General features: G+C 50.7%; 22 protein-coding genes. 10 read left to right on the forward strand and 12 right to left on the reverse strand.

The features are described from left to right. Positions 1-13 precede the first annotated feature (13 nt). The 5 genes from D4L85_RS04185 to D4L85_RS04205 all read right to left on the reverse strand — a co-directional run bounded on the left by D4L85_RS04185 (position 14) and on the right by D4L85_RS04205 (position 3039). Positions 14-1219 (reverse strand): NAD(P)/FAD-dependent oxidoreductase, encoded by a 1206-nt coding sequence (locus D4L85_RS04185; RefSeq protein WP_119753134.1) that lies wholly within the window; start codon positions 1217-1219, stop codon positions 14-16. A 92-nt stretch (positions 1220-1311) separates the two neighbouring features. Further along, entirely contained in the window at positions 1312-1965 is a 654-nt protein-coding gene (locus D4L85_RS04190) for a YiaD family glycine zipper/OmpA-like lipoprotein (protein WP_472266243.1), read from the reverse strand. A 56-nt stretch (positions 1966-2021) separates the two neighbouring features. Next, positions 2022-2450: a sll1863 family stress response protein gene (locus D4L85_RS04195; protein ID WP_119753135.1), complete on the reverse strand. Its 429-nt coding sequence runs from the start codon at positions 2448-2450 to the stop codon at positions 2022-2024. Between the two features lie 92 nt (positions 2451-2542). After that, positions 2543-2728, reverse strand: coding sequence for a CsbD family protein (locus tag D4L85_RS04200; protein ID WP_119753136.1), 186 nt, complete (start codon positions 2726-2728; stop codon positions 2543-2545). A gap of 47 nt (positions 2729-2775) precedes the next feature. Further along, the gene (locus D4L85_RS04205; protein ID WP_119753137.1) at positions 2776-3039 is read right to left on the reverse strand and encodes a YtxH domain-containing protein; all 264 of its coding nucleotides are present in this window, start codon (positions 3037-3039) and stop codon (positions 2776-2778) included. A 396-nt stretch (positions 3040-3435) separates the two neighbouring features. Between D4L85_RS04205 and D4L85_RS04210 the strand changes: the two genes are divergently transcribed. The 5 genes from D4L85_RS04210 to tamL all read left to right on the forward strand — a co-directional run bounded on the left by D4L85_RS04210 (position 3436) and on the right by tamL (position 11770). Continuing rightward, complete coding sequence (locus D4L85_RS04210; RefSeq protein WP_160143530.1) at positions 3436-3891, forward strand: DUF2267 domain-containing protein; 456 nt, start codon at positions 3436-3438, stop codon at positions 3889-3891. A 42-nt stretch (positions 3892-3933) separates the two neighbouring features. After that, a complete protein-coding gene (locus tag D4L85_RS04215; RefSeq protein WP_119753139.1) occupies positions 3934-4101 on the forward strand; it encodes a DUF1328 domain-containing protein in 168 nt (55 codons plus the stop codon). A 68-nt stretch (positions 4102-4169) separates the two neighbouring features. Further along, positions 4170-4361, forward strand: coding sequence for a hypothetical protein (locus D4L85_RS04220; protein WP_119753140.1), 192 nt, complete (start codon positions 4170-4172; stop codon positions 4359-4361). Positions 4362-4500: 139 nt separating this feature from the next. After that, positions 4501-9423, forward strand: a complete 4923-nt coding sequence (locus tag D4L85_RS04225; protein ID WP_160143531.1) for a translocation/assembly module TamB domain-containing protein — start codon at positions 4501-4503, stop codon at positions 9421-9423. Continuing rightward, positions 9407-11770, forward strand: coding sequence for a translocation and assembly module lipoprotein TamL (tamL, locus tag D4L85_RS04230; RefSeq protein ID WP_119753142.1), 2364 nt, complete (start codon positions 9407-9409; stop codon positions 11768-11770). Before D4L85_RS04225 ends, tamL begins: the two co-directional genes overlap by 17 nt. A gap of 35 nt (positions 11771-11805) precedes the next feature. Here tamL and D4L85_RS04235 read toward each other — a convergent pair whose 3' ends face one another. The 3 genes from D4L85_RS04235 to D4L85_RS04245 are packed head-to-tail and all read right to left on the reverse strand — an operon-like array spanning position 11806 to position 15930. Beyond that, positions 11806-13257 (reverse strand): hybrid sensor histidine kinase/response regulator, encoded by a 1452-nt coding sequence (locus D4L85_RS04235; protein ID WP_119753143.1) that lies wholly within the window; start codon positions 13255-13257, stop codon positions 11806-11808. 12 nt (positions 13258-13269) lie between these two features. Continuing rightward, positions 13270-13716, reverse strand: coding sequence for a response regulator (locus D4L85_RS04240; protein WP_119753144.1), 447 nt, complete (start codon positions 13714-13716; stop codon positions 13270-13272). 15 nt (positions 13717-13731) lie between these two features. Next, the gene (locus tag D4L85_RS04245) at positions 13732-15930 is read right to left on the reverse strand and encodes a CHASE3 domain-containing protein (protein ID WP_119753145.1); all 2199 of its coding nucleotides are present in this window, start codon (positions 15928-15930) and stop codon (positions 13732-13734) included. Between the two features lie 148 nt (positions 15931-16078). Here D4L85_RS04245 and D4L85_RS04250 point away from each other — a divergent pair, with 148 nt between their 5' ends. Then, positions 16079-16729: a porin family protein gene (locus D4L85_RS04250; protein ID WP_119753146.1), complete on the forward strand. Its 651-nt coding sequence runs from the start codon at positions 16079-16081 to the stop codon at positions 16727-16729. Positions 16730-16844: 115 nt separating this feature from the next. Here D4L85_RS04250 and D4L85_RS04255 read toward each other — a convergent pair whose 3' ends face one another. Together D4L85_RS04255 and D4L85_RS04260 are read right to left on the reverse strand one after the other, a co-directional pair. Next, positions 16845-18236: a sigma-54-dependent transcriptional regulator gene (locus D4L85_RS04255; protein ID WP_119753147.1), complete on the reverse strand. Its 1392-nt coding sequence runs from the start codon at positions 18234-18236 to the stop codon at positions 16845-16847. Between the two features lie 50 nt (positions 18237-18286). After that, a complete protein-coding gene (locus D4L85_RS04260; protein WP_119753148.1) occupies positions 18287-18643 on the reverse strand; it encodes a response regulator transcription factor in 357 nt (118 codons plus the stop codon). A gap of 426 nt (positions 18644-19069) precedes the next feature. Between D4L85_RS04260 and D4L85_RS04270 the strand changes: the two genes are divergently transcribed. Next, positions 19070-19222, forward strand: coding sequence for a lmo0937 family membrane protein (locus D4L85_RS04270; RefSeq protein ID WP_119758652.1), 153 nt, complete (start codon positions 19070-19072; stop codon positions 19220-19222). 54 nt (positions 19223-19276) lie between these two features. After that, positions 19277-20887 carry an AsmA family protein gene (locus tag D4L85_RS04275; protein WP_119753150.1) on the forward strand — a complete coding sequence of 537 codons (1611 nt, stop codon included), beginning with the start codon at positions 19277-19279 and terminating at the stop codon, positions 20885-20887. Between the two features lie 271 nt (positions 20888-21158). Here the strand turns inward: D4L85_RS04275 and D4L85_RS04280 are convergent, their stop codons facing one another. Further along, positions 21159-21377 (reverse strand): hypothetical protein, encoded by a 219-nt coding sequence (locus D4L85_RS04280; RefSeq protein WP_119753151.1) that lies wholly within the window; start codon positions 21375-21377, stop codon positions 21159-21161. A 72-nt stretch (positions 21378-21449) separates the two neighbouring features. Further along, positions 21450-22463: a YihY/virulence factor BrkB family protein gene (locus tag D4L85_RS04285; protein WP_119753152.1), complete on the reverse strand. Its 1014-nt coding sequence runs from the start codon at positions 22461-22463 to the stop codon at positions 21450-21452. A gap of 207 nt (positions 22464-22670) precedes the next feature. On the opposite strand from D4L85_RS04285, the gene D4L85_RS04290 reads away from it, so the two are divergent. Together D4L85_RS04290 and D4L85_RS04295 are read left to right on the forward strand one after the other, a co-directional pair. Further along, the gene (locus D4L85_RS04290; protein ID WP_119753153.1) at positions 22671-23858 is read left to right on the forward strand and encodes an AI-2E family transporter; all 1188 of its coding nucleotides are present in this window, start codon (positions 22671-22673) and stop codon (positions 23856-23858) included. Positions 23859-23922: 64 nt separating this feature from the next. Further along, a complete protein-coding gene (locus D4L85_RS04295) occupies positions 23923-24177 on the forward strand; it encodes a YtxH domain-containing protein (protein ID WP_119753154.1) in 255 nt (84 codons plus the stop codon). Positions 24178-24184: the final 7 nt, after the last annotated feature.

Consider the following 24184-nt stretch of genomic DNA (forward strand, 5'->3'; position numbering starts at 1 on the left):
GAGGATTATGTTTCTATCTTCCAAACCTGAAATATTCCAAAAACCGGTTAGGTCTTCCTGCCAGGGCATCAGAGATCATCTGCATGCCCATCACGCTAAAGGTGATGCCGTTGCCCCCAAACCCCAACACAAAATAACTTTGCGGAAAATCCGGGTGGCCGCCGATATACGGCAGCGCGTCCTTGGTGACACCGAATGTTCCTGCCCAGCTAAAATCGGGGATGAACGGAACGCCCGGCATTAAGTGGCCAAACTGCTCCACCAATTCACGTTCCTTCTTTTCGATCAGTCGGTCGCGACGCTCCGGATCCTTGAACTGTTCGTCGGCGCCGCCCACCAGGATGCGGTTGTCCGGGGTGCTGCGGACATAGAGGTAGGGATCGTGCGTATTCCAAAGCACGGTGTCGTTCAACAGGGCCGGCAGGGTATCCAATGGCTCGCTGATACAGGCATAGGTGCTGATGAGGTCGGCTACTTTATCTTTTAAGATCTCATGGCTTTCATAGCCTGTGGCATAGATCACGTGCTGCGCGGCAATCACATGATCGCTATCGGTGCCCAGGAAATTTTTGTGTTGATCGAACTTTACCCAGGTCACTTCGGTGTGATCGTAGATTTCCAGGTGCAAATGTTCAACCGCATAGGTCAACAGACCGTGGGCCAGGCTATAACCATCCACGCAGGCCGCGTCGTCGGAGAGAATGGCGCCGCTGCCGTGAATGCCAAAATCTTCTTTCAACTCTTCTTCTGTCACCCACCGCACCTTTATTTTCGCTTCCGCGCGATGCCGGCATTCTTCTGCCAGCCACTTCGCATGTTTCTTTGTATGTGCGATGTAGAGGCTTCTTCGTTTTTCGAAGTCGCAGTCAATGCCCAGCATGTCCACCAAATGTCCCAGCTGTCTGATGGCCGTAATGCCTTGCCGGTAACTCTCTATGGCTACGGCGTCGCCGACTTTTTTCTTGAGGGAATACAGGGGTTCATCGATTTCATATTGCAACAAGGACGTCGTTGCGCTGGTGCTGCCCTGGGATACGTCGCGTTTGTCGATGAGCACGGTCCGGTATCCTTCGCTTGCCACCTGGTAGGCCAGGAGGGCCCCGGTGATGCCGCCGCCCATGACCAGCACATCGCAGAAAATATCTTTTCGCAACGATGGATAGGCATGAAGGATGCCGTTCTTCAATAGCCAGTAGGGCTCCTTCGATCGTAATCTCATCGTTGTTAGGGTTTCAATATCCGTCAACCTGACTATAAGCGAAGCGCGATGTCGAAAGCATCGCGCTTCGCTTTTATATCAATGCACTGTTGCTATTCGCCCAGTTGGCCATTCTTCGCCAGCTTCTTCATCTCTTTGTTGGCATAGATGGCCACTTCCACCCGGCGGTTAGATTGTCGTCCAGCCTCCGTGTCGTTTGAGGCAAGCGGTTGTTTCTCGCCGTATCCCTTCGTGGTGATGCGGCTGGCTTTCACGCCTTGTTGTTCCAGATAGCCTTCCACCGAATTGGCGCGGCGTTCGGAAAGCGTTTGATTGTAGGCATCCTCGCCGGTGTTGTCGGTGTGTCCTTCGATGAGGATGTCGGTGTCTTCATACTTATTGAGCGTTTGGGCAAGGTTGGTCAGGTTTGTTTTCGTCGCCGGTTGCAGGCCAAACGAATTCAACTCAAAGAGCAACCCCGAATCGAAGGTGATGAGAATGCCCTCGCCCACGCGTTCAACGTGTGCGCCTTTCAAGTCATTTCTCAACTCTTCGGCTTGTTTGTCCATGTGCCGGCCGATGAGCGCACCGGCCGTGCCGCCCACCGCGGCACCAATGATGGCGCCTACCACGGTGTTATCCGATTGGTGTCCAATCACACCGCCGATGGCACCTCCCACACCGGCACCGATGGCACCGCCTTTTGTGGTGTTGGACGCCTGACATCCTACCAGCAGCTGTGTCAGCAACACGGCAAGGAACATCATGAAGGCGGCAAAGAATGTTATGATCCTGTTTCTCATAGTCGTACGTTTTGGGCTGATCATTTAGAGTTATCCTTTAGCGCCGCCTCAATCTTATCGCCCCAGCGTTGCACTTCGATTTTCGCGTCGTCGGCTGTGTTGCGGGCGCGTTGTTGGATGTCGTCCCATGCCGTTTCGGAAGCTTTGTCGATCTCATCCAATGATTTTTCGACGCGATCGCGCTGTATCGTCAGGTTATTCTTGGCTTCTTCCAACTGTGTTTTGGAATCGGCCTTGGCTGTTTCGAGCTTTGCGGTGATCTTGTCGAGCCGCCCATTGATGTCATCGCGTATCGATTGAAGATTCTTTGTGATCTCTTCTTTGTCTTTGTTAATATCCTTTTTTACTTCTTCCTGCGCCTGATCCACTTTCTCCTTGGAGGACGGGCTACACTGATAGAAGACTGCCGCGCTACACGCCACGGCGACCATATATGCGATTCGTTTCATTTTGTTTTAGGTTTTGTTGACACAGGGAATCCCTGAACGGTTTCCCCGCCGATTTACATTTAGTTATTTTTTTAAGAGTCGGGTAAAAGGAATCAGAGGGACCGCAGTTCTTTGCGGATCTCTTCTTTCGTTTTACCCAGACGTTTTTGAAGGCGGCCTAGAAATTCGTCCTCCTGACCTTCCGAGAAAGTGAGGTCGTCGTCGGTAAGCGTTCCATATTTTTGTTTTAACTTACCTTTTGCTTCGTTCCAGGATCCTTTTATCATTAGTTTGTTCATGATCTCCGTGGTTTAGTGTGTGACAAAAAGTTTAAAAAAACGGAGTGTCAGGCCTTCACCTTTTCACTCGCCTCGTCGATATTTTGTTTGCCGGCGCGCGCCAACTGATCGATCCTCGAATTGAATTGGCGGCGAATATTTTCCAGGGAAGTATCTACCGTATTCATCAGATCGTCTTTCAGTTTTATGGAACCGTCCACAATTTTCTTTCTGGTGCGTTGACCCGAATCAGGGGCCAATAACATTCCCGCGGCTATCCCCAGTGCTGCGCCTGCGATAAAGCCTCCAATCAAGTTCTTAGGGTCCTTCATAACACGTTTTGTTTATTTGATGGTTTCTGTGATGATGTGTTCAAAACATTTTTCATAAGCTTTAGAAAACATTATGCCAATCGCAATGCAAAGGCATGGAACGGTTCCGCAGGCAGCGAACGGGTAGCGATCTCCACACTTTGACCCGGGAAATCAGCAACGGAGGAATGCGCCTGTCATCGGATCTTCTCAAAGTTCAAAATCGTTGGCGATCCGAGGCCGGGTTCCTGTTTGGCTTTGGAATCCTCAATTTATCCCCCGCAACGGGCATATAATTCCACACTATTTTTCACTGAACGGCCTAAATCAGCAAAATTTCAAGGATTACAGGTTTGGTATAAGAATGTATATCCCCTACCGGAAAACAACCAACACTCAACCCAACCTATACACATTATGACTACTACACCATTGCAAAATACTTCCGCACAAGAAGAGCAAGCAGTGAAGTTCTTCCGCGAGATAAAGAATGATCTGGGCGCGAACTCCACGCAGAAGATCGTGAAACTGGTGCGCGCCGTGCTTTCGCAATTGCGCAAATCCTTGTCGCACGACCAGGCGTCGCTCTTCATCAAAAAGATGCCTAGTATTTTTCAGTTGCTCTTCGTGACCAACTGGCGTTATGAGGAAAAAGCAAACACCATCGAGCACCTCGACGAACTGGTGGAAAGTCTCTATCACCAAGACAAGCAATCTTCCGGAGCCTTGTTCTCGTCGGAAGTTGATGCCTTAAATTCTGTAATCGTGGTGCTGCGGAAGCTGGACAAGTTTTTCGGCATCATCGGTCTAAATGTGTTGCATTATCCCCTGACACAGGAATTAAAACAAGCTGCCGTGGAAGACGCAGCCTAATCTATTCTTCTAATTATTATAACCACTTAAAACGCTAAAACTATGTTACGCTGGACAGTCACCTTTCTCATCATCGCATTGGTAGCCGCCATCTTCGGATTCGGTGGCATCGCAGCCGGTGCTGCGGCCATTGCCAAGGTTTTGTTCTTTATCTTCCTGGTACTCTTCGTACTCTCGCTGGTCTTTGGCGCCAGCATCTTCAAGCGATGACAAAGAACAATTGAAATCCCGGCGCACGTGTGCGCCGGGATTTTCATTTCTATACGATAAGAACACAAATGAAAAACGCTTCCCGCATACAACATCATCCCAACCAGGAAGACAAGACCGGCCGGCCGCGCTATGCCTCGATGACACGCCTCAACTACAGCGTCAATGATAGCCGGGAGGAGGATAATGTGCCCGGTGGGCTGGAAAAGGACCCTGGAGATCGTATATTGCGCAAGCGAAAAACAAAACGCAAACCATAGGCACAACGGTTTCAGCAGCGTTGCGAGTGGAAAAAATAGTTGGTTAAGGATATAGGTCACCGGTTTGTCCACTCCTGAAAATGAAGCTCCGGGTTTAACATTACTTTGAATGCTCACGCAGTGGCCCCTCCGAAAATATATGATCAGGACCCTGAAGATCTTTGGCTGGATCTTCTTGTCGATGATCGCACTGCTCCTGGTCCTGGCCCTGGTCATTCAAATCCCCTACGTTCAACATAAACTCACCGCGAAGGCCGTCGGCTTTCTCAAAGAAAAGATCGGCACGGAAGTGCGGCTTGAGCACATCAGCCTCTCTTTTCCAAAGAAAATCGTATTGGAAGGGCTGTACCTCGAAGATCAATCCACCGACACCTTGCTCTACGCCGGAAGGCTGTCTGTGAACACTAACCTTTGGGCACTCACCCGTCATGAGATCGATTTGAGCGGTGTGGGCCTCGACCATTTTTCCGGTAACATCAAACGCTCGGCCCGCGATAGTGCTTTCAACTTCGATTACATCGTCAAAGCCTTCGCAGGCGATTCTACTCCAACGGCTCCACCGGACACGACGAAAACGCCCTGGAAATTCACCGTAGGCAACCTCGACCTCACCCAAATCCATGTGCGCTACCAGGACGCGTTGGAAGGAAATGACGCCGACGTGACCCTGGCGACCCTCGCTGTAGACATCGACGCGTTTGATCTGGAGGGTCCTGTTTTAAAAATAAATTCGATCGACCTGGAAAACGTGCAGGCCACTATTTTACAGAGCAAGGTAGCTGCACCTCCCCCTGCCCCCTCCTCCAAACCCGAAGGCGCATTCACATTTTCCGTCGAGGACATTACTTTGAAAGACATCGCGGCCGACTACAAGCACTCGGTCACCGGGCAGATGATCCACTTAAACCTGGGTAAACTTTTGTTGGCGATAGAGAAGATGGATCTGGAGAACCAAGACATTGCTATTGACAAACTCTCGCTTTCCGATACGTTCCTCGCCTATCACCAGGCCGCCACCAAAACCTCCGGTAAAACGCCACCCCAATCTGAATCAAGCGACACGACAGCTGCCAAGCCCTGGAAGATGACGTTGGCGAACCTGGAGCTGGTCAACGACAATGTCCAGTATCACAATTTCCGCGAGCCATTCTTAGAAAAGGGGATGGATTTTAATCACTTGTGGGTCACGCGCCTCCATGTCCGTGCCGAAGACCTGAAATATGCCGGCAACACGATTGGCGGCAATCTTCAAAATTTGTCGCTCCAGGAAAAAAGCGGGTTTGGCGTGACCATGTTCAAAACCGTTTTCGCCTTGACGGACCAGTCGCTACGTGTAAAGGATTTCTATTTCCAGTCGACGGAGAGTCAGATAGCCTTGAACGCCCAGGCGCAATTTGCGTCTTTGGCTTCCCTGGACAAAGCCTATCCGGATGCCCGCGTCGACCTCAACCTAAACCACATGACGGTGGCCGTGCAGGACGTACTGTATTTCTATCCTGCCCTACGCGATAGTTTGCCACTGACCCTTCCCCCACACGCCACGGTATCGATAAGCGCCGACGCCAAAGGCCCGGTGAAAGACCTTTCTCTGGAGAAATTCAACGTAGACCTCCTTTCCAACACATCCTTGAAAGCGAGCGGAACCCTGGTAGGGCTTCCCGACATGAAGCACGCCAAGGCGCTGCTGACGTTGCAGGAATTTTACACCACTGCCGCTGACGTACGGACCGTCGTTCCCGACTCGCTGATCCCAAAATCGATCGCGCTGCCGGAATGGATCAGGCTGACCGGGAAATTGAGCGGCACCCTGCAAGCACCCCAGGCCAACGCGTGGCTGACCACTTCGCTGGGGGATGTCAAGCTGGACGGCCGCATGAACCTGGAGAAATCGCAAAAGGAAAATTATTCGGCCCAAGTGCTCGTAAAGGATTTCGAATTGGGCAAACTGCTAAAGCAGGATTCCATGGGCAGGCTGAACATGCAGGCCGGCGTGAAGGGCTCAGGGCTCTCCATCGACGATCTTAACGCACGGCTGGACGTGCACGTCGCCGATTTTAAATATGCCGGCTACACCTATCACGACTTCAAGGTGAACGGCACCATGAAAAAATATTTCTTCTCCGGCACGGCGCAGCTGGAGGACGAGAACCTGGACGTGAGACTAAAAGGCGACCTGGACTATAACCAGGATGTGCCCGAATACAAATTCGTACTCGAATTGAAGAACGCCGACCTCAAAGCCCTGCACCTCGCCGAACGGCCGCTCCGCGCGAGGGGAACGGTGGATGTAGATCTCGCCACCTCCGATTTCAAAGTCATCAACGGCACCCTCGACATCCGCAAAGTGGCCATCTTCAACGGCGAGGCCTTGTATAAAGTAGACTCCCTGCTGTTCGCCTCCATCGATCAACATGGCGAAAGCAAGATCACCATCCGTTCCGACATTCTTTCCGGCGATTTCAAAGGCACCATCAACCTCTACAGTTTGCCGGAAGTTTTGAGGCGACACTTTGATCATTATTTTTCTCTTCAAGACGATGCCTTCAAAAAACCGGCAGCGCCTCAAAATTTCGCGTTCAATTTGGTCATCAAAAATACCGACCTGCTCACGGAGATCATTTTTCCCGAGCTGGAGCCATTTGTCCCTGGAGAGATCGCGGGAGAATTCGACAGTGAGGCCAGCAAGCTGGATTTGCGCGTGGACATTGCCGGGATAAAGTACGACGCCGTTGGCGTTGACTCCCTCACGTTCCTGGCCACGTCCGACAAAAATTCGCTCGACTATGCCTTCGGTTTGAGAAACCTGAAGATCGATACGCTGCACATCTCCGCCATCAAGCTTACCGGCAAGGTGGCCGACGATTCCATTCGCACGAAGTTCACTTTGCTGGATTCATTACAAAAAGAAAAATACGTTTGGGGTGGCGTGTTCAACAGCCTGGAGAACGTGTTCCAGTTTCATTTTCTGAAAGACGAAGTGATCATGAACTATTCACCCTGGGAAACGCCGCGCGACAATGCGCTTCGGTTTACGCGCCAGGGTTTGGTTGCGCGCCATTTTTCGCTGACCAACATCAACGAAAAGATCTCGCTCATCACCCAGAGTGAAAAAGATTCCACGCTGTCGGTTGTATTCAAGAATCTGAACTTGCCGAACCTCACCAATGTGGTGGAAGGCGTGACGCCTGCCGAGGGGTTGATCAATGGAGACTTCAAGCTGGCCGCACAAGGCGCCTTTCAATCAAAGCTCACAATAAAAGATTTCAAACTGTTCAACCAACTGTGGGGCGATTTGGTCTTGGCGGTGGAGCGAAAGGATAAACCCTACGTCATTGACTTCCGGGTCGATGGCGAAAAAGCCGATGTCAAGGTAGCGGGGCATTTCACGCCCGACCAAACGGCACCCGAAATCGATTTGACCAGCCACATCAACATTTCCGACCTGGCGATCGTCGAGCCGCTTTCGGCGGGGCAATTGAAAAAGTCTTCCGGTGGCATCGCGGGCGACATCAAAATAACCGGGCGACCATCGTCACCCGACATTCGCGGCGAAATCGAATTTCACGATGCTTCTTTTGTTCCGTCCTTTGTGAACAGCCGTTTTACCTTGAAGAATGAAACGCTGAAGTTTACCGAAGAGGGTATCACGATCGACAACTTCACGGTGCTGGACGAAAACGGCAACAAAGCCACGTTGAAAGGCATCATCCAAACCAAATCCTACAAAAGTTTCGACCTCAACCTAACCCTGAACGCCAACCATTTTCAGTTGTTGAACACCAGCGAAGATAACAGCGACCTGTTCTATGGGAGAGTGGGCATCGACCTTGAGGCGAAGATCACGGGCAACGCCGATCAACCCAACATACGCGCAAGCGTAGGATTGACAGATAGCAGCAATTTCACCTACATCGTACCGCAATCCGAGAAAGGCGTGCTGGAACAAAAAGGTATTGTCAGGTGGGTGGATAACGACGCCGAGAAAGATCCCTTTCTAAAAAATATCAACCCCAAAGACACCATTAAGTCACGGTTCCGAGGATTGGAGTTGACGGCCAATATTGAGCTGACAGATAAAACCACGTTCAACATCATTATCGACCCGGTGACCGACGACAAACTTTCCGTGAAGGGGAACTCCACGCTCACCCTCGACATCGATCCCACCGGTAACATGCAGCTCACGGGCCGCTACGAAATCACCGACGGCTCATACGATCTCTCGTTCTACAAACTGGTGAAACGCAAATTCAAGATCGAGAAGGGAGGCTCCCTCACCTGGGCCGGCGATCCTTTGGATGCAACGATGGCGATACGCGCCATTTACACCGTGGAAACCTCGCCCGCTGAATTGCTTGCCCAAACGAGCGCCGAGTTGTCGGTGCAAGATCGCAAGCAGCGCATGCCCTTCCTGGTCTATTTACAGTTGAAGGGAAATTTGCTGGCGCCCGAAATCAGTTTCCAGCTCGACATGCCGGAGAACTCGCGCAACGCGGCCGTCTATGCCATCATCAAGGATATCAACACGCGCGAGTCCGACCTCAACAAACAGGTCTTTGCCTTGTTGATCCTCAAGCGCTTCATCACCGACAATCCCTTCGTCGCAGAAGGAAGCTCCGATGTTTCCGCCACCGCGCGAAGAAGTGTGGGCAGGCTTTTAACAGAACAGCTCAACAGGCTTTCAGAAAATATCAAAGGCGTCCAACTGACCTTTGATGTAAAATCGTATGACGATTATTCCACCGGCACGGCACAAGGGCAGACCCAGGTACAACTCGGCGTGTCGAAGAATCTGCTCAACAACCGGCTTGTCGTAAAAGTATCGGGCAACGTGGATGTGGAAGGCGAAGCGTCCAGCCAGGAATCCTTTGCCGACTACATCGGTGACCTCGCGCTCGAATACAAACTCACAGAAGATGGCCGCCTGCGCATCACCGGTTTCCGGAACAGCAACTACGACATGATCGATGGCGAGCTGATCGAAACCGGGGCCGGCCTCATCTACATCAAGGATTATAATACGCTCCGCGAACTGTTCAAGGCCAATGAGAAGGAAAAATAACATCACGCTGTTGTGGTCCTCCCTCTGCTGGCTGGGGCTTTGTTCGACGCTGCTTTTTTCGGGGTGCACGGGCGCAAAATATCTAAAAGATGGAGAGACCTTTTATACGGGCGCCGAGATTGATTTCGACACTCATGGAAGACGTGTCGGGCGCAAAAAAGCATTGCGCAAAGATCTTGACGCCTACATCACACCCAAGCCAAACAACAAGCTCCTCGGCATGCGCCCCGGCGCTTGGTTTTATTACGTGGCCGGCGAGCCCAAAAAGAAAAATGGTTTGCGCGGCTTTATCAAAAATAAATTGGGTCAGCCTCCGGTATTGCTAAAGAATGCTACACCCGAGCGTACGGCCAAGACACTGGCCGGGCAATTGAACAATGAAGGCTATTTTGAATCGACGGTGAAGCCGGAAGTAAAGACGGGAAAAACGGAAAGCAAGGTGATCTATCATGTGAACCTGACGCGACCGTATCGCTTGCGCGAAATCAACTTCCCCGCCGGTCGCGATAGCACTTACGCTGCCATCTTCCGAACGTTGAAGGACGAATCCTTGCTGGCACCGAAACAACGTTACGACTTACAGCGCCTCCAGGCTGAGCAGGAACGCATCGAGAAAGTGCTAAAAGATTTTGGGTTTTATTATTTCGATGATCGTTACCTGATCTTCGAGGCCGACAGCACGGTGGCCGAGCGAAAGGTAGATCTCCGGCTACGGCTGGAGCCCGGCATCCCGGCCAAGGCCCGCAAGATCTATACCTTGAGCGAAGTGAAAGTATTTCCAAACTATGTACTCGCTGAAGACTCTTTGGAAAATGCCTCCGTCGTTACGCACGTCAACGGTGTGACCTATGTAGAAAAGGGAAACACGTTCCGGCCGGAGATCATCACTGACGTGATCAACCTGAAGAAAGGCGACCGCTACAGCCGTGAAGCGCAAGACCTCACCCTAAGCCATCTCATGGGCTTGGGGGTCTTCAAGTTTGTGAACATCAAGTTTACCGACGCGGGGAACGACTCCTCCATGCTGCGCAGCAATATTTTTCTGACCCCGTTAAAGAAAAAATCAGTACGCGGCGAAGTGCAAGGCGTGTCCAAGTCCAACAACTTTGTGGGGCCGGGCGTAACCCTTACGTTTACCAATAGGAATTTCCTGCGCGGTGCTGAATTGTTTCAGCTCAAGCTCAATACGGCTTACGAAGTACAGATCAGCAAGCAACAGCAAAATCCGCTGAATTCGTTCGAGTTCGGCTTTGAGGCCAGCCTTACCATTCCGCGTTTTATTACGCCTATAAAGATCAATTACAACTCCCGGAAATATTTACCAAAGACGATCATCAAGACGGGTTTTAATTTACAGAACCGGGTTGGCTATTACCGCCTCAGTTCGGCGAACGCGGCCTATGGCTATAACTGGCGCGAAACGGTTTCGAGAACGCACGAGCTGTATCCGATCGATCTCAACTTTGTTCGAACGGATAAGCGTTCGCCGGCATTCAACGAACTAGTGGAGCAGAATCCTGTGTTAGCCAACTCTTTTGAAAATCAATTCATTTTGGGTACTCGCTATTCCTATACCATCAATACGCAGCTCAACGAAACGCCGATGCAGAAATATGAGAAGCGTCCGTATCAAACGCACAGTTTTTATTTCAATGGCAACGTGGATGTGGCCGGCAACCTGCTCCACACCTTGCAGGATGCATTCAATGGCGAAAAGACAGGTTCGCTGGAGATCTTCGGCCTGCCGTATTCCCAATATGTGAAGGGCGATATTGACTTCCGGTACTATTGGCAATTCGACGAGCACAACAAGATCGCGTCACGACTCATTCTCGGTGCCGGCTATGCGTTTGGAAACTCTGCCACCCTGCCGTATGTAAAACAATTTGCTATCGGCGGTTCCAATAGCATCCGCGCGTTCCCGGCGCGCTCGGTGGGACCCGGTACATACAATGTGCGCACCGACCCGAATTCAGATGAATTGTATAAGGGAACGTTGTTTGTCGATCAGCGTGGGGATATCAAATTGGAATCCAACGTGGAATACCGCTTCGACATCATCCGTATGTTGAAAGGCGCAGTGTTTGTAGACGCGGGGAATATTTGGCTGTGGAAGGAAGACTCCCTGAGGACCGGCGGAAAGATCAGCAGCGATTTTCTAAAACAACTGGCCGTCGGCACGGGCTTCGGTCTCCGTTTCGATTTCAGCTTTTTTGTGCTTCGGTTTGATACGGCCTTCCCGTTGCGTCAAACGTCGGGTTGGGTAACCGATGAAATCGATTTTGGGAGCAGTTCCTGGCGGGGAAAAAATCTCGTGTTCAATATTGCCATTGGCTATCCGTTCTAGGGCGATTGGTCTGGGATGGACCTCAAGCAACCGGCTCAGTTGGGAAGCCTGAAGGCCACGATGAATGTAGTTCCTTCATCTTGCTTGCTGGTGACCTCTACATCAGCGTTGTGGCTGTTCAAAATATTTTTTGTAGACGTCAGGCCCAGACCCATACCCCCTTGTTTGTCGGTGAAGAACGGGTCGAAAAGTTTTTCAATATCTTCCTGCGGAATGCCCTTCCCATTGTCAACAATGCAAACGGTGATGCGGCTGTCGCTCAGTTGCGTTTCGATGCGCAGCACACCCTTTCCGGGCTTCATGGCCTCCACGGCGTTCACGATGATGTTGAGGAAAGCGATCTTGATCTTTTCCTTGTCCAGCAGCACGCGCGGCAGGGCAGCTGCAAAATTCCGTTCCAGCCGGATCTGGTTCAGGTTCATCCGGTCGATGGCCAGGCCGATCGTATCTTCCAGTATTTCTTCGACGTTCGACAGTTGCAGGTTCAATTCTTTGGGCTTCGAAGAGTTGAGCATTTCACCGATGAGCTGCTCGATGCGGTTGGCGTTTCGCTCGATGATGTCGCTGTACAACTTCACCGTTTCGTTGTTCCGGGGCATTTCGTCTTTCAGCTGCTCCAGCGCCAGGGTTAGGTTGGTCAGCGGATTGCGTACTTCGTGCGCGATCGTGCGTGCGATCTTGCCGGTCATGGAAAGCCGCTCGGCCACCAGCATGTCGCGCTCTGCTTTTTTGCGCATGGTCAGGTCGTGAATGATGCCCTGGTAGCAGCAAAATTCCGAGATCTGGTCGGGAATGAAAACGCAATTCAGCATGGAGATCTTCCTTTCGCGGTCCTTGTTGAGCAGCACTACCTCAAAATCGCGAATCTGTTCCATCGTCTTCAGCGATGAAAAGAAGTATTGGAAGTCTTCATCCTGCTCAAAGATCTGGCTGATGGTTAGCGACAGGGCCTCCTCTTTCGTGTACTTAAAAAATTTGAGGAACGCATCGTTGACGTCCATGAGCTTAAGGTCATTGTTGGCCAAAAAAATAGGGTCGATAGAGCGTTCGAACAATGACCTGTATTTTTTTTCTTTCTCATCCAACTCCCGGATCACTCCCGCCTGGCTCAGCGCATAGCGGATGCTGCGCTCCAGCATGGAGGGGTTCAATTCGGTTTTCACGATATAGTCGGCGGCACCATAGCGCGTGGCATCCAAGTCCACGTTCAGATCTCCCTGGCCGGTCAACAGGATGCAAGGTGTGATGACGCCTTTGTCCTGGGCAAATTTGATGAGATCGAGACCGTTCTCGCTGCCGAGGCGATAGTCGATCAAAAAGATATCATAGTGGCCGCGGACCATTTTGTCCTTTGCCTTTTCGGGCAGGGGCTCCCATTCCACGTCAAAATGGTAGTATTCGCTCTCTGACAAATATTCACGGGCCAACAGCACATCGTCTTCATCATCTTCTATCAGGAGAACTTTTACAGAGGGTGTTTTCTTCATAATTTCTTGGTCTCATGCCCGGGGCAACGCCACGGTACCAAACCAGTAGTTGCCGATCTCACGCGTCACTTCCACCAGTTCATCAAACCGCACCGGTTTGCAGATGAAAGAATTGACCCCGAGGTCATAGGTTTTCACAATGTCTTCTTCGGCCTTGGAGGTAGTGAGTACCACCACCGGAATGCGCCGCAACGACGGATCGTTTTTGATGTAATGCAAGGCCTCACGACCGTCCATCTTCGGCATATTCAGGTCAAGCAAAATGAGGGCCGGTTTGGGAGCTTTTTCCGTAAGAAACCGTCCACGACGATGCAGGTAATCCAGCAGCTCCGTACCGTCCTCCACGAAATGGATGGGATTGAGGAGGTTGTTTTCTTCCAGGGCCTCTTTGATCAGCATTCGGTCGTCGGGATCATCGTCGGCCATGAGAATCGTGGGCATGCTTAGGTTGCGCTTCATATCGGAACGGTTTTATTAACCGGCAGGTAAGATAATTATAAATTCTGATCCCACATTTTCCGCGCTGTGGGCCGTGATAAACCCTTTGTGGTTGTTCACGATCTTCCGGCAGATCGACAACCCGATGCCTGTGCCCTCGTATTCGTTGCGGCCGTGGAGGCGATGGAACAGTGTGAAAATTTTTTCGGTGTATTTTTCATCAAAGCCGATACCGTTGTCTTTGACGGTAATGACCGCATATTCCGGATCGGCCAGCGAAAGGCCAAAACGCGTGTTGAGAAGCGTGCCTTTTTCTTTGTGGCCCCGGATCTCTACCACTGGCTTCTCGCCGGATTTGTGGAATTTTATACCATTGCTGATGATATTTTGAAACAGTCGCTTCATCTGGGTCTTGTCGCCGCGAATAGGGGGCACGATCCCCACACGCACCGCTGCATCTTCGCGGCGAACCTGCGCATCGAGGTCCTCGATGACTTCGCTCAGCACCTGCGCTGTATCCAGCACTTCGGGCACGGCCACTCCGCGCGACACGCGCGAAAAGGAAAGCAAATCTTCGATCAGCGTTTGCATGCGCGCCGCAGCCGATTGCATGCGTTGAATATAATCGACTCCCTGTCCTTCCAGCTTGTTGCCATATTTAGCTGCCAGCCGGTCGCCGAAAGCCCGTATTTTTCGCAGGGGCTCCTGCAAGTCGTGTGAGGCTACGTAGGCAAACTGCTCCAGGTCCTCGTTTGACCGTTGCAACTCTTCCGTATATTTCTCCAGTTGGTTTTCGTAGAGTTTACGGTCTGTAATGTCGATCAACGCACCCAATATAACGCTCGCATCCGACGCCGGTGATGTGGGCTTGGCCGCCAATGACAAATGGCGGAGCATGCCTTGTTCGTCAACCCGGTATTCAATCTCCAACCGCTTTCTGCTCAATTTCACTTCCCGAATAAAATCTTCGACCCGCAAGCGGTCGTCTGCATACACGTTTTCCAGGAACGATTCCCAGGTTGGCGTATACGTTTCGCGCGCTTTGCCAAGCATCGTGTAGAGGCCGTCGGACCATATGAGTTCATCGCTTTTTTCCGTCCATCGCCAACTGCCCATTTTTGCGAGGTGTTCGGCCTCGTTGAGCAGGAGTCCACGCTCTTCCAACAACAGCCTTTGTGATTTTTGTCGCGTGATGTCCGTCACCGTAACCACAAAACCATCATCCACCTTCACGGCTGTGACGTGTACCCAGCTATTGTTCGCTGCGGGCTGAAATTTTTCAAACTGCGCCGGCTGACCGGTTTCCACTACGTTTTTATATATGGTCCACGATTCCTCAAAACGAGTTTTAGGATAAGTCTCGAGCATCCGCTTTCCCATCAACGCATTTCTCTCCAGCCCTAACATTTTCTCGCTGACGGCGTTGGCCAATGTCCATTCAAAATCCTCGATGCTCCCATCCTTCCCACGAATAGCGCGCAGGGCCATGATGCCCGACAACGAATTGTCCAGCACGCTGCGCAATGTTTTTTGGGTGAACTCGCGAATGCCGACTTCCGTGCGCAATTCCTGCAGGTTCATTTTCAATTGCTCTTCGGCGATACGCCGCTTTTCCAACGCGTCGAGTATACGCACAAACAGCACGGTGATGCCGGCCAGCGCCACCAACCCATACCCCAACATGGCCAGCGGTGCCACGGCCTTGATATCGCTCTCACTGGCGATGCGTTTGCGATAGATCCCCAGTTCTACTGTATTGATGCGGTGCACCAAGGCACGGATCTCATTCATATTCTCGCGGCCGTCCAGCAGCAACTGGCTTTCATAGCGGTCCATATACAAAGCGCTGCGCTGTGCGTTAGCGAGGATTTTTTGGATGATGGCAAATTGATAGCTCACCAGTTGACGAAGCGTATCCACCTGTTTGGATTGTGCTTTATTGTCGGATACGAGATTCTCCAACGCCCGCAATTGCAACGGCAGTACCTTCACTGACACACGGTAAGGTTGCAGATAGGCGGTGTCGTGTGTGAGTTGAAAGCCGCGGTGACCGGTTTCGGCGTCCTTGATCGTCGACAGTACCACTTCCAGCGAGCGAAACACGTCGTTGGAATGACGGATCAACCGGACCTCATCGGTATAGCGCTTCAAATTTCTATACGTGATCACGCTGATGACGAGGAGCACCATCACGATCCCGAGAAACAAAATCTTTATGTACTTATTCTTCATCATGTGGTCGCTCGTCTACACTTGTGTACAAATGCCACCGTTCGGTTTTCAACACAAATATCTTTTTTCCTTGAAAATAAGACGATTATGGATGTTTTCCGGTTTTGGCCTGATGTTTTGGGGGTGTTGTACAAACAAATGATTTTTTACCATGAATACGAAATTTAAACTTTTATCCATTTTCTTAATAACCGCTTTTGCCGGCGTCATGTCCATCCATGATGCGAAGGCGCAGATGAACAGCAACGCGAGGTACGGTATCAAAGGTGGTTTCAATGCAAGCAATCTGTACGTAGACGATGTAAATGATGAAAATGCACGCTACGGCTTCAACGTGGGTCTATACGGTCAAATTTTGGCAAGCGAAGCTTTCGCGATCCAGCCCGAATTGTTGTACAGCACGAAAGGCTCGAAGGTAGACTATAGCAACATCGTCAACCAAACCGTTAAGTACAATCTCAACTATCTCGATCTCCCGGTGCTGGCCGTTTTTAAATTGGGCAAAGCTGCCGAAATCCAAGTTGGTCCATACGCCAGCTACCTGCTCAACGCCAACATCAACTACAAAGGCGATTTTGTCAATGGCACCGACGAAATCAACAAAGACAACCTCAAATCATATGACTTTGGGTTGGTCGGTGGTTTCGGTCTGAACTTCGGCGCCGTCCAGGTAGGAGCACGGTACAACTACGGTATGGTGAAGATCGCCGATAGCAACGCAGCCCGGAGAATGCTGGGCGACTCGAAAAACTCATGCGCACAACTCTACCTGGCACTCAATCTGAACAGAGCCAGTCAGTAAAAATAAGGGGTAGGTAAATAGGTAGAGAGGCTGTCGAAAGGCAGCCTCTCTTTTTGTTATTACCCTAGCCATGGATTTTACAATTGACTATGTTGAGCTCCTATAGACTATTAGACTATGCGTTGATGCTATACAATTTCAATTTGTTGTATAAGGTCTTCCGATCGATCTTCAAAAGTTCGGCAGCCTTCGACTTGTTGTAGTTTACTTTTTCCAGGATGTCGATGATGGCCTGGCGTTCGGCCGAACCAGCGATCGATTTTAACAAGCCCACGCTGTCCTCCATCGCAACACCGGGAGCGGGCATGGCGTTGTTGGCTTGGATGATCTCCTGTGGAAGGCTATCCATCTGCACCACATCGCCCATGGTGAGCAACACCGAACGTTTGATGACGTTGTTGAGCTCCCGCAGGTTGCCATGCCAGTAGTAGTTGGTGAGTTGATCAACCACATCCGGCGAGAACGACTGCACATTTTTATGGAGGGCCTGGTTTGATTTTTCCAGGAAATAATTGGCAAAGATGATGATGTCCTCCTTGCGCTCACGCAGCGGGGAAAGCTGGATCTTGAATTCGTTGAGGCGGTGATAAAGATCTTCGCGGAAGCGTCCTTCTTTCACCGATTTGATGAGGTCTTCGTTGGTCGCTGCGAGGATGCGCACGTCGATGGGCGTGTCGCGCGTGGCACCGATGCGTTTTATTCTTCGCTCCTGGATCACGCGCAGCAGCTTCACCTGGTTTTCGTAGGAAAGGTTTCCGACTTCATCGAGGAAGATCGTGCCGCCATCGGCCACTTCGAAGCTTCCTTGTTTGTCGTTCACGGCGCCGGTGAAAGCGCCTTTTACGTGGCCGAACAATTCGCTGCCTGCCAATTCTTTTGGCAGGGCCCCGCAATCAATGGCCACAAAAGGTTTGTCGGAACGCTTGCTGAATTTATGTACGGATTGCGCCACAAATTCTTTTCCCGTGCCGGTCTCACCGTTGATGATGACCGACATATCGGACGGTGCAATGAGTTCGATGTATTTTTGAACGGTTTGCGATTGAATGCTTTTTCCGACGATGAAGAAACTGGAGTTGGCCAGTGATTTGGGTTTGCGTGGATCTTGCGCCGTGTCGTTGCTTTCGCCGTTGACGGTCTTCTTTTCGTTCTTGGCGATGGTCTCGCGAATGGTGACCAGCAACTCATCCGGGTAAAGCGGTTTCGTTACATAATCATTAGCACCATAGCGGAAGGTTTCCACGGCGGTGCGCACGTCGGAGTAGCCGGTGATGATCACCACGGCGACATCCGATTGCAATAGTTTTATTTTCCGGAGCATTTCCACGCCGGTGAGATCGGGCAAGCGATAGTCGCACAGCACCAGGTTGTAGCGCGAGGCCCGCAACAGTTTCAAGCCTTCTTCGCCTTTGTAGGCGGCGTCTACTTCGTAGTTATTCTTCGTCAGAAATTTCGATAATACGAGACAAATGTCTTTGTCGTCGTCTATAATTAGTATTCTGGGCATAGGCAAAAAATAAATACGGGTTTAGAAATAGCGACCGGTTTTCCGGGCCATTAGTTTATAAATTTCAGCTGCTGCAGCGATTCTTCAATGGTCTTTACCGAAAAGGGTTTCGCCATAAAAACGCTGGCCCCTTTTTGTAAGGCTTTCTGCCGTTCGCTGTCATAGGCACTGATCACTACAATTTTTGATGCGTTGTTCGACGCCTGCAAGGCATGAATCAGATCATAGCCTGAGCCGTCGGTTAAATTCAGATCGATAAATAAGATATCATACGAAGAGCCGGCGATTTTTGAAATGGCCTCCGATATGGAAAGGGCGAACGCAGCTTCATACCCTACTTTCTTAAGGTATTGGGTTACCAATAGGCAAATCTCCATTTCGTCGTCGACCACTAGAACCTTTCTCATCCGCCAGACCCTAGTGACCGTGACCGGCTAGCGTTAGGACTCCCCGGCGCTGACGTTTCGGTCTGGGCTGGGTGCTTCTTGCTACTCTCATCTTTTGCACTTCCTCCTTGGTTTTCAAGGGGAAAAATAGTCTAAACAAAACTATGGCAAATCCCATACTGCACAAATAGGTACCACCCATCAGTGCGACAAACTTTAAAAATTCGATCATACGCAAGGATTTTTACGATCCAACTTGTAAAAATCATGCCACCCGCCGGCCAGCCCTGGAGCCTGTTTTATCCCCCCGACAATGGGGAATTATTTCCCCATCTGTGCGAAAAAGCGTCATTTTCGAGCCAAAAAAGCGCCTATGCGCACCTCAAACTCACGATATGCGCTGGCACGAAAATGTACTTTCTCCGGTTGAATCAAAATTTTAACCTTATGAGTAGTCTATTGTATGCCATCGCCGTGATATTGATCATCGCATGGGCCCTTGGCTTTTTTGTGTACAGCGCAGGCGGTCTTATCCATATATTATTGGTCATCGCCATTGTCGCCATCATCTTACGCCTTATTCGCGGAGAGCGGATATAACCCTGTGAAGCCGTCTTGATTCCGGATGGAGTCAAGACAGCTTCTCTTTTCTCCATGAAACCGTTCTTCCGTTCGCGATGGACACGATGGGTGCTACTGCCCGTTCTCCTGCTATCGATCGTGCTCTTCGTCGCCGGCGTGGTGTTGTCGCGTATTGTGAAAGCCAAGGCCATTGCCGCGTTGGAGGAAAAGAACGGTACCCTGGAAGACCTTCACGTCAATTTATTCCAGCGCGCCGTCACCGTTGATGGCCTGGCGTGGACGGCCACCTCACCCGACACGAGTAAAATTCCAAATCACATTGCCGTGAAGCGCTTGCGCATGAGCGGCATTCATGTGCTGGCGTGGCTCATTCATAAAGACATTACGGTAGACAAAATCGAACTCACCGAGGGTGACGCCACCTATAGCGTGGAGAAGGCCGTAAAAAAAGACAGCGCAAGGCGTTCTTCTCTCGATGCCGCACCACCTTCGCCGTTCAAAATGTTCTCCGTCGGGGAACTGGTTTTAAAAAATGTAAAGGCCACCATTCATATCGATTCTCTCCAAACGGTGTCCGGAGATGCCAGCATTACGCTCACCGCCTTGCAATTCGACCCAGCGCAAGGAAAAAGAGATCTGTCAGCCCTGAAAATCAAATCGGTTCAGGCGGATTTTACCTCGGTTCAACTTTCATCAAAATTATACATCACCAAAATTTCGTCGGTACATCTCAACAGTGCAAAAGGCAAGTTGTCGCTCGACTCCATTTCCCTCACTCCAAAGTATGGTCGCTATGCCTTTGCCCGGAAAGTGGGCCGGCAAACGGACCGGTTCACGTTGCGCATCCCGGAAATTGCTTTGGAAGGATTGGTATTCAATCCGCTCAACGACAGCACCGTGGTGTCTTCCGTGCACATTGTATCTGCCCGGCTTCATGTTTTTCGCGATAAACGTTTTCCCTTCGTCAAACATCACAACGTACCGCTGCCGGTGGCCATGATCCGCAAATTTCCCTTTGCCTTGCAGATCGACAGCGTGAAAATATCGAATGCGCGGATTGTCTATGAAGAGTTTCCCGAAAAAGGATTTCACACGGGCCAGGTCGAGTTCGACGATCTCAATGCTACACTCACACATGTCGACAATCGCGACTCGTCCGCGCAGGGGAAAGCGACGCTGGTCGCCTCCGCCAAGCTCATGGGAAAAGGGCTGATCACCTCCACGTTCCTGCTGCCCTATGGAAAACAACAATCCTATCGCGCCGAAGGTCACGTCCGGAATTTACCGCTGCCGGCGTTGAACCGCGCGATGGAAAACATGGCCTTTGTCAACATTGTGTCGGGAAAGCTGAGCGACTTGTATTTCGATTTTTATTATAACGACGATCATTCGAAGGGTTCCATCCTGGTTAACTATGAAAACCTGAAGATCAACGGGCTTACCAAAGAAAAACAATCGCATGCGAGCGAATTCAAAACGTGGCTCATCAACTTGTTTATCAAAAATGATAAGGACAAAACCGTGAGTGAGGCCAAACGATTGGGTGTTATCGATTTTGAACGCGACAAGCGCAAAGCCATCTTCAATCTCTGGTGGAAATCGTTGCTTTCGGGATTAAAGTCCAGCGTGTTGGACGGGCCGGCCAAGAAGGAAAAAGAAACGGGCCGGAAAAAGAAAGATTAAGCGACCCTCCTAAAATAGCGCACCTTCAGGAACATCACCTGGAAAAGCGACACGACTTTTATGACGGCCATCACGAAAACAAAGTATGATCCGCATGATCTCTCGATCGTTGAAAAAATTTAACTCCTGTATATTTTAAGCGAAATGGCTTCGTAGGGTACCTCCACGCGCACATGATTGACAAACAAACCACTTCATTCATGCATCGCCAGAAGGTCCCCTACGAAGCCATATATCTTGTTTAACGAAGGCCGACGGTTTTTAGTGTCCGTCAAGTTGCCTCGTCGCGATCTTTTGCAGAGCCCTGAGCATTTTCTTCGAGGTGATTCACCACTTTGCGTTGCTCTTCCTGGTTGAGGTGAGGCTCGTCCGGATCGTTCTCTGTTTCGGTTACCGGTTCTTTCGACGGCGCCTTGGGTTCGCGCTTGCGTGGGGCACGGACGGCCGCTTGCTTTTTACCGGGCCCGAATGTTTGCGTCTTCTTTTCCATAGCCTTTTCTTTTTTATTGAGACAGAAAGAATTGTGCCATTTGCAGGAATGCCTGGTCATCAAAGATACAAGCTACTTTGCATTTTCGGCATGTGGAATTTCGTGGCCGTCTGCCGCAAGATGGGTGGGCTCTTCCGAGTGCCGGGCCTGTGTGTTGGCCACTACGGTTTCGCCGTGTTTCTCGTCTTTTTCCAATTCCACCAATTGAACTTTCACAGCGTTCTCGTAGGGGACGATCTCACTACCCAATTCCTCTGCATATACAGAGGTGAGCTCGGCACCCAGCAGAAAAATAACCGTTGAATAATACACCCACACCAGGATGACCACCAGGGAACCGGCAGCACCGTAGGCCGAATTAAAAGAGCTGTTTCCTAAATAAAATCCGATAAGAAATTTGCCGATCGAGAACAGGATCGTCGTCACAAAAGACCCTACCCAAACGTCGCGCCACTTTATTTTGGCATCGGGCAAAACCTTGAACAACAACCCAAAGATAAGCGTGATGAATCCCATGGAAATAATAATATTGATGGCCGTCAAAATATAAAGGGTCAGCCCCGCCAAGATCCGCGACAGGAAACCCTGAAAGACCACCAGGGCCGTGTCCACTACAAGCGACACCAACAGGACGAACCCGATGCTGATGACCATGGCCAGCGACAAAAGCCTGTTCAAAATATATTTCACAATGCCCCGTAACGGCTTCGGCTTGATGCCCCATATTTTGTTGAGGCTGGACTGCAACGAGATGAACACCGTGGTGGCGCTGAAAACGAGGGTGATCACCCCGACGGTCTTCGCAAAGAAACTCGTGGCATCGATGGATGCGTTCACCAATATTTTTTCAATCTCGAGCGCGCTGTCGCGACCGATCAGCCGCCCCACCTGGTTGATCAATTCCCGCTGCACCACCTCTTGTTCATAGAACGTCGACCCGATAGCGAGCGAAATGATGAGGATGGCCGGCAACGAAAAGATCGTATAAAACGCAATGGACGATGCATAGCTAAAGGAATCGTCTTCGATAAAATTTTTGACTGTCTTTCTTAAGATGGTCCAGGTTGACGTAAAAAACTTTTTCATATCAACTCACCTACGCACAAGAAGCATTCCCAAAGAACAGTGCCCGCACCGCGCGTGAAAAGGCCAGTATTGTAGAATAACAAGCGGCCGGGTGTGGAGATATTTACCCAACCCTCCTGCCGGCATAACCGATCGATCTTCTTGACCCTGTCTTTTTTATTGGCACGGAAATTACCTTATGCTTAAAAGAAGTTACCGCATGACATTATGAACGCAACCTCACACGCCGCGCCGTTTGTTCAGAAACTTAGCTATACGCTCCTGACGTTGGCGTTGTTGGGTCTCCTGGTCTTCCTGGGAAAAGACATTCTGCTCCCCTTGCTGTTCTCCGTTTTGTTGTCGACACTGTTGTTGCCGGTCACCTCTTTCCTGAGACGAAAGGGACTGCATAACGTTTTGTCCATTCTCCTCCCGGTGCTGCTCTCCTTCTTTGTTATCGCCGGCGTTCTATACGTTTTGTCCAGTCAGGTGGTGAATTTCCTGGACGATATCCCTGCGTTGAAAGACCGGATCAGTGAAGTGAGCACCGGCTTGCAGAAGTGGGTGAATGAAAACACCCACATCACGGTACGCAAACAAAATCAATACATCGCCCAGGCAGCCGAGAACCTGAAGGAACAGGTACCGCAGTTGGTGGGACAGACCTTTATCTCCCTGACGGGCATCCTTAGTTATCTTATTTTTCTTCCGCTCTATACGTTCCTGCTTCTTTATCATAAAAACACCATCAAGACCTTTCTTATCGGCGTCTTTCGCAACGGGTCCGAACAACGGGTCCGCGAGGTGTTGACAGAGTCCACCACCATAGGACAGCATTATGTGTTTGGTTTGCTCATCGAGACGTCCATCGTCTTTGCGCTGAACACGGCAGGCTTTCTCGTGCTTGGCATAAAATACGCCATCTTCCTCGCGCTGCTGGCAGCGTTGCTGAACCTGGTGCCTTACGTCGGCATGATCGTAGCCAATATGTTGTGCATGTTGGTGACTCTCGTCAGCTCCGACAATCTTAGCGATGTGATTTGGGTTGGAGTGGTGTTGGCCGTGGTGCAATTGTTCGACAACAACATCGGCATGCCCATGATCGTGAGCAACAAGGTGCGCATCAACGCCTTGGTTACCATTGTGGGCGTGTTGGTGGGGGGAGCATTGTGCGGGGTGCCCGGCATGTTCCTGGCCATACCTGCGATGGCGGTTTGCAAAGTGATCTTTGATAAAGTGCCCGAGCTCAATCCATGGGGTGTTCTGTTTGGCGACGAAAGCGCAGATCCCGTGCCGCCGCGTCATCCGCGTGTGAGCTTTTCGAAAGTAAAAACCTTTTCGCGACCGCATGCGAAAGCAAAGACGGCGTTGAAGCCGCAAGCTCCCGTGGCGGAACCAGAAGATCTGAAAGATTGAATGGACAACCTAAACCATCCCTCAAAACGTGTTAACCCAAGTCATACATCATAAAACCACAACTATGAAAACAGCGACAAAAGTAATTCTCAGCGTAGCGGCCGCAGCTGCTGCAGGCGCCATGATTGGCATGCTACTCGCCCCAGAAAAAGGAAAAGACTTGCAAGCCAAGATCAGGGACGGTGCTAAAGATTGGCTGGCCGATCTGAGCGCACTCCTGCGGATGGGCAAAGATGTGGCCGAAGAGGCACGGTCGCAAGGCGAAGAAGCCCTGGCGGGATTGAAGAGAAGTACAAAAGCATTGAGCGAAAAAGTGTAAAGGCACC

The organism is Chryseolinea soli (assembly GCF_003589925.1).
GTDB classification, from domain to species: Bacteria; Bacteroidota; Bacteroidia; order Cytophagales; family Cyclobacteriaceae; genus Chryseolinea; species Chryseolinea soli.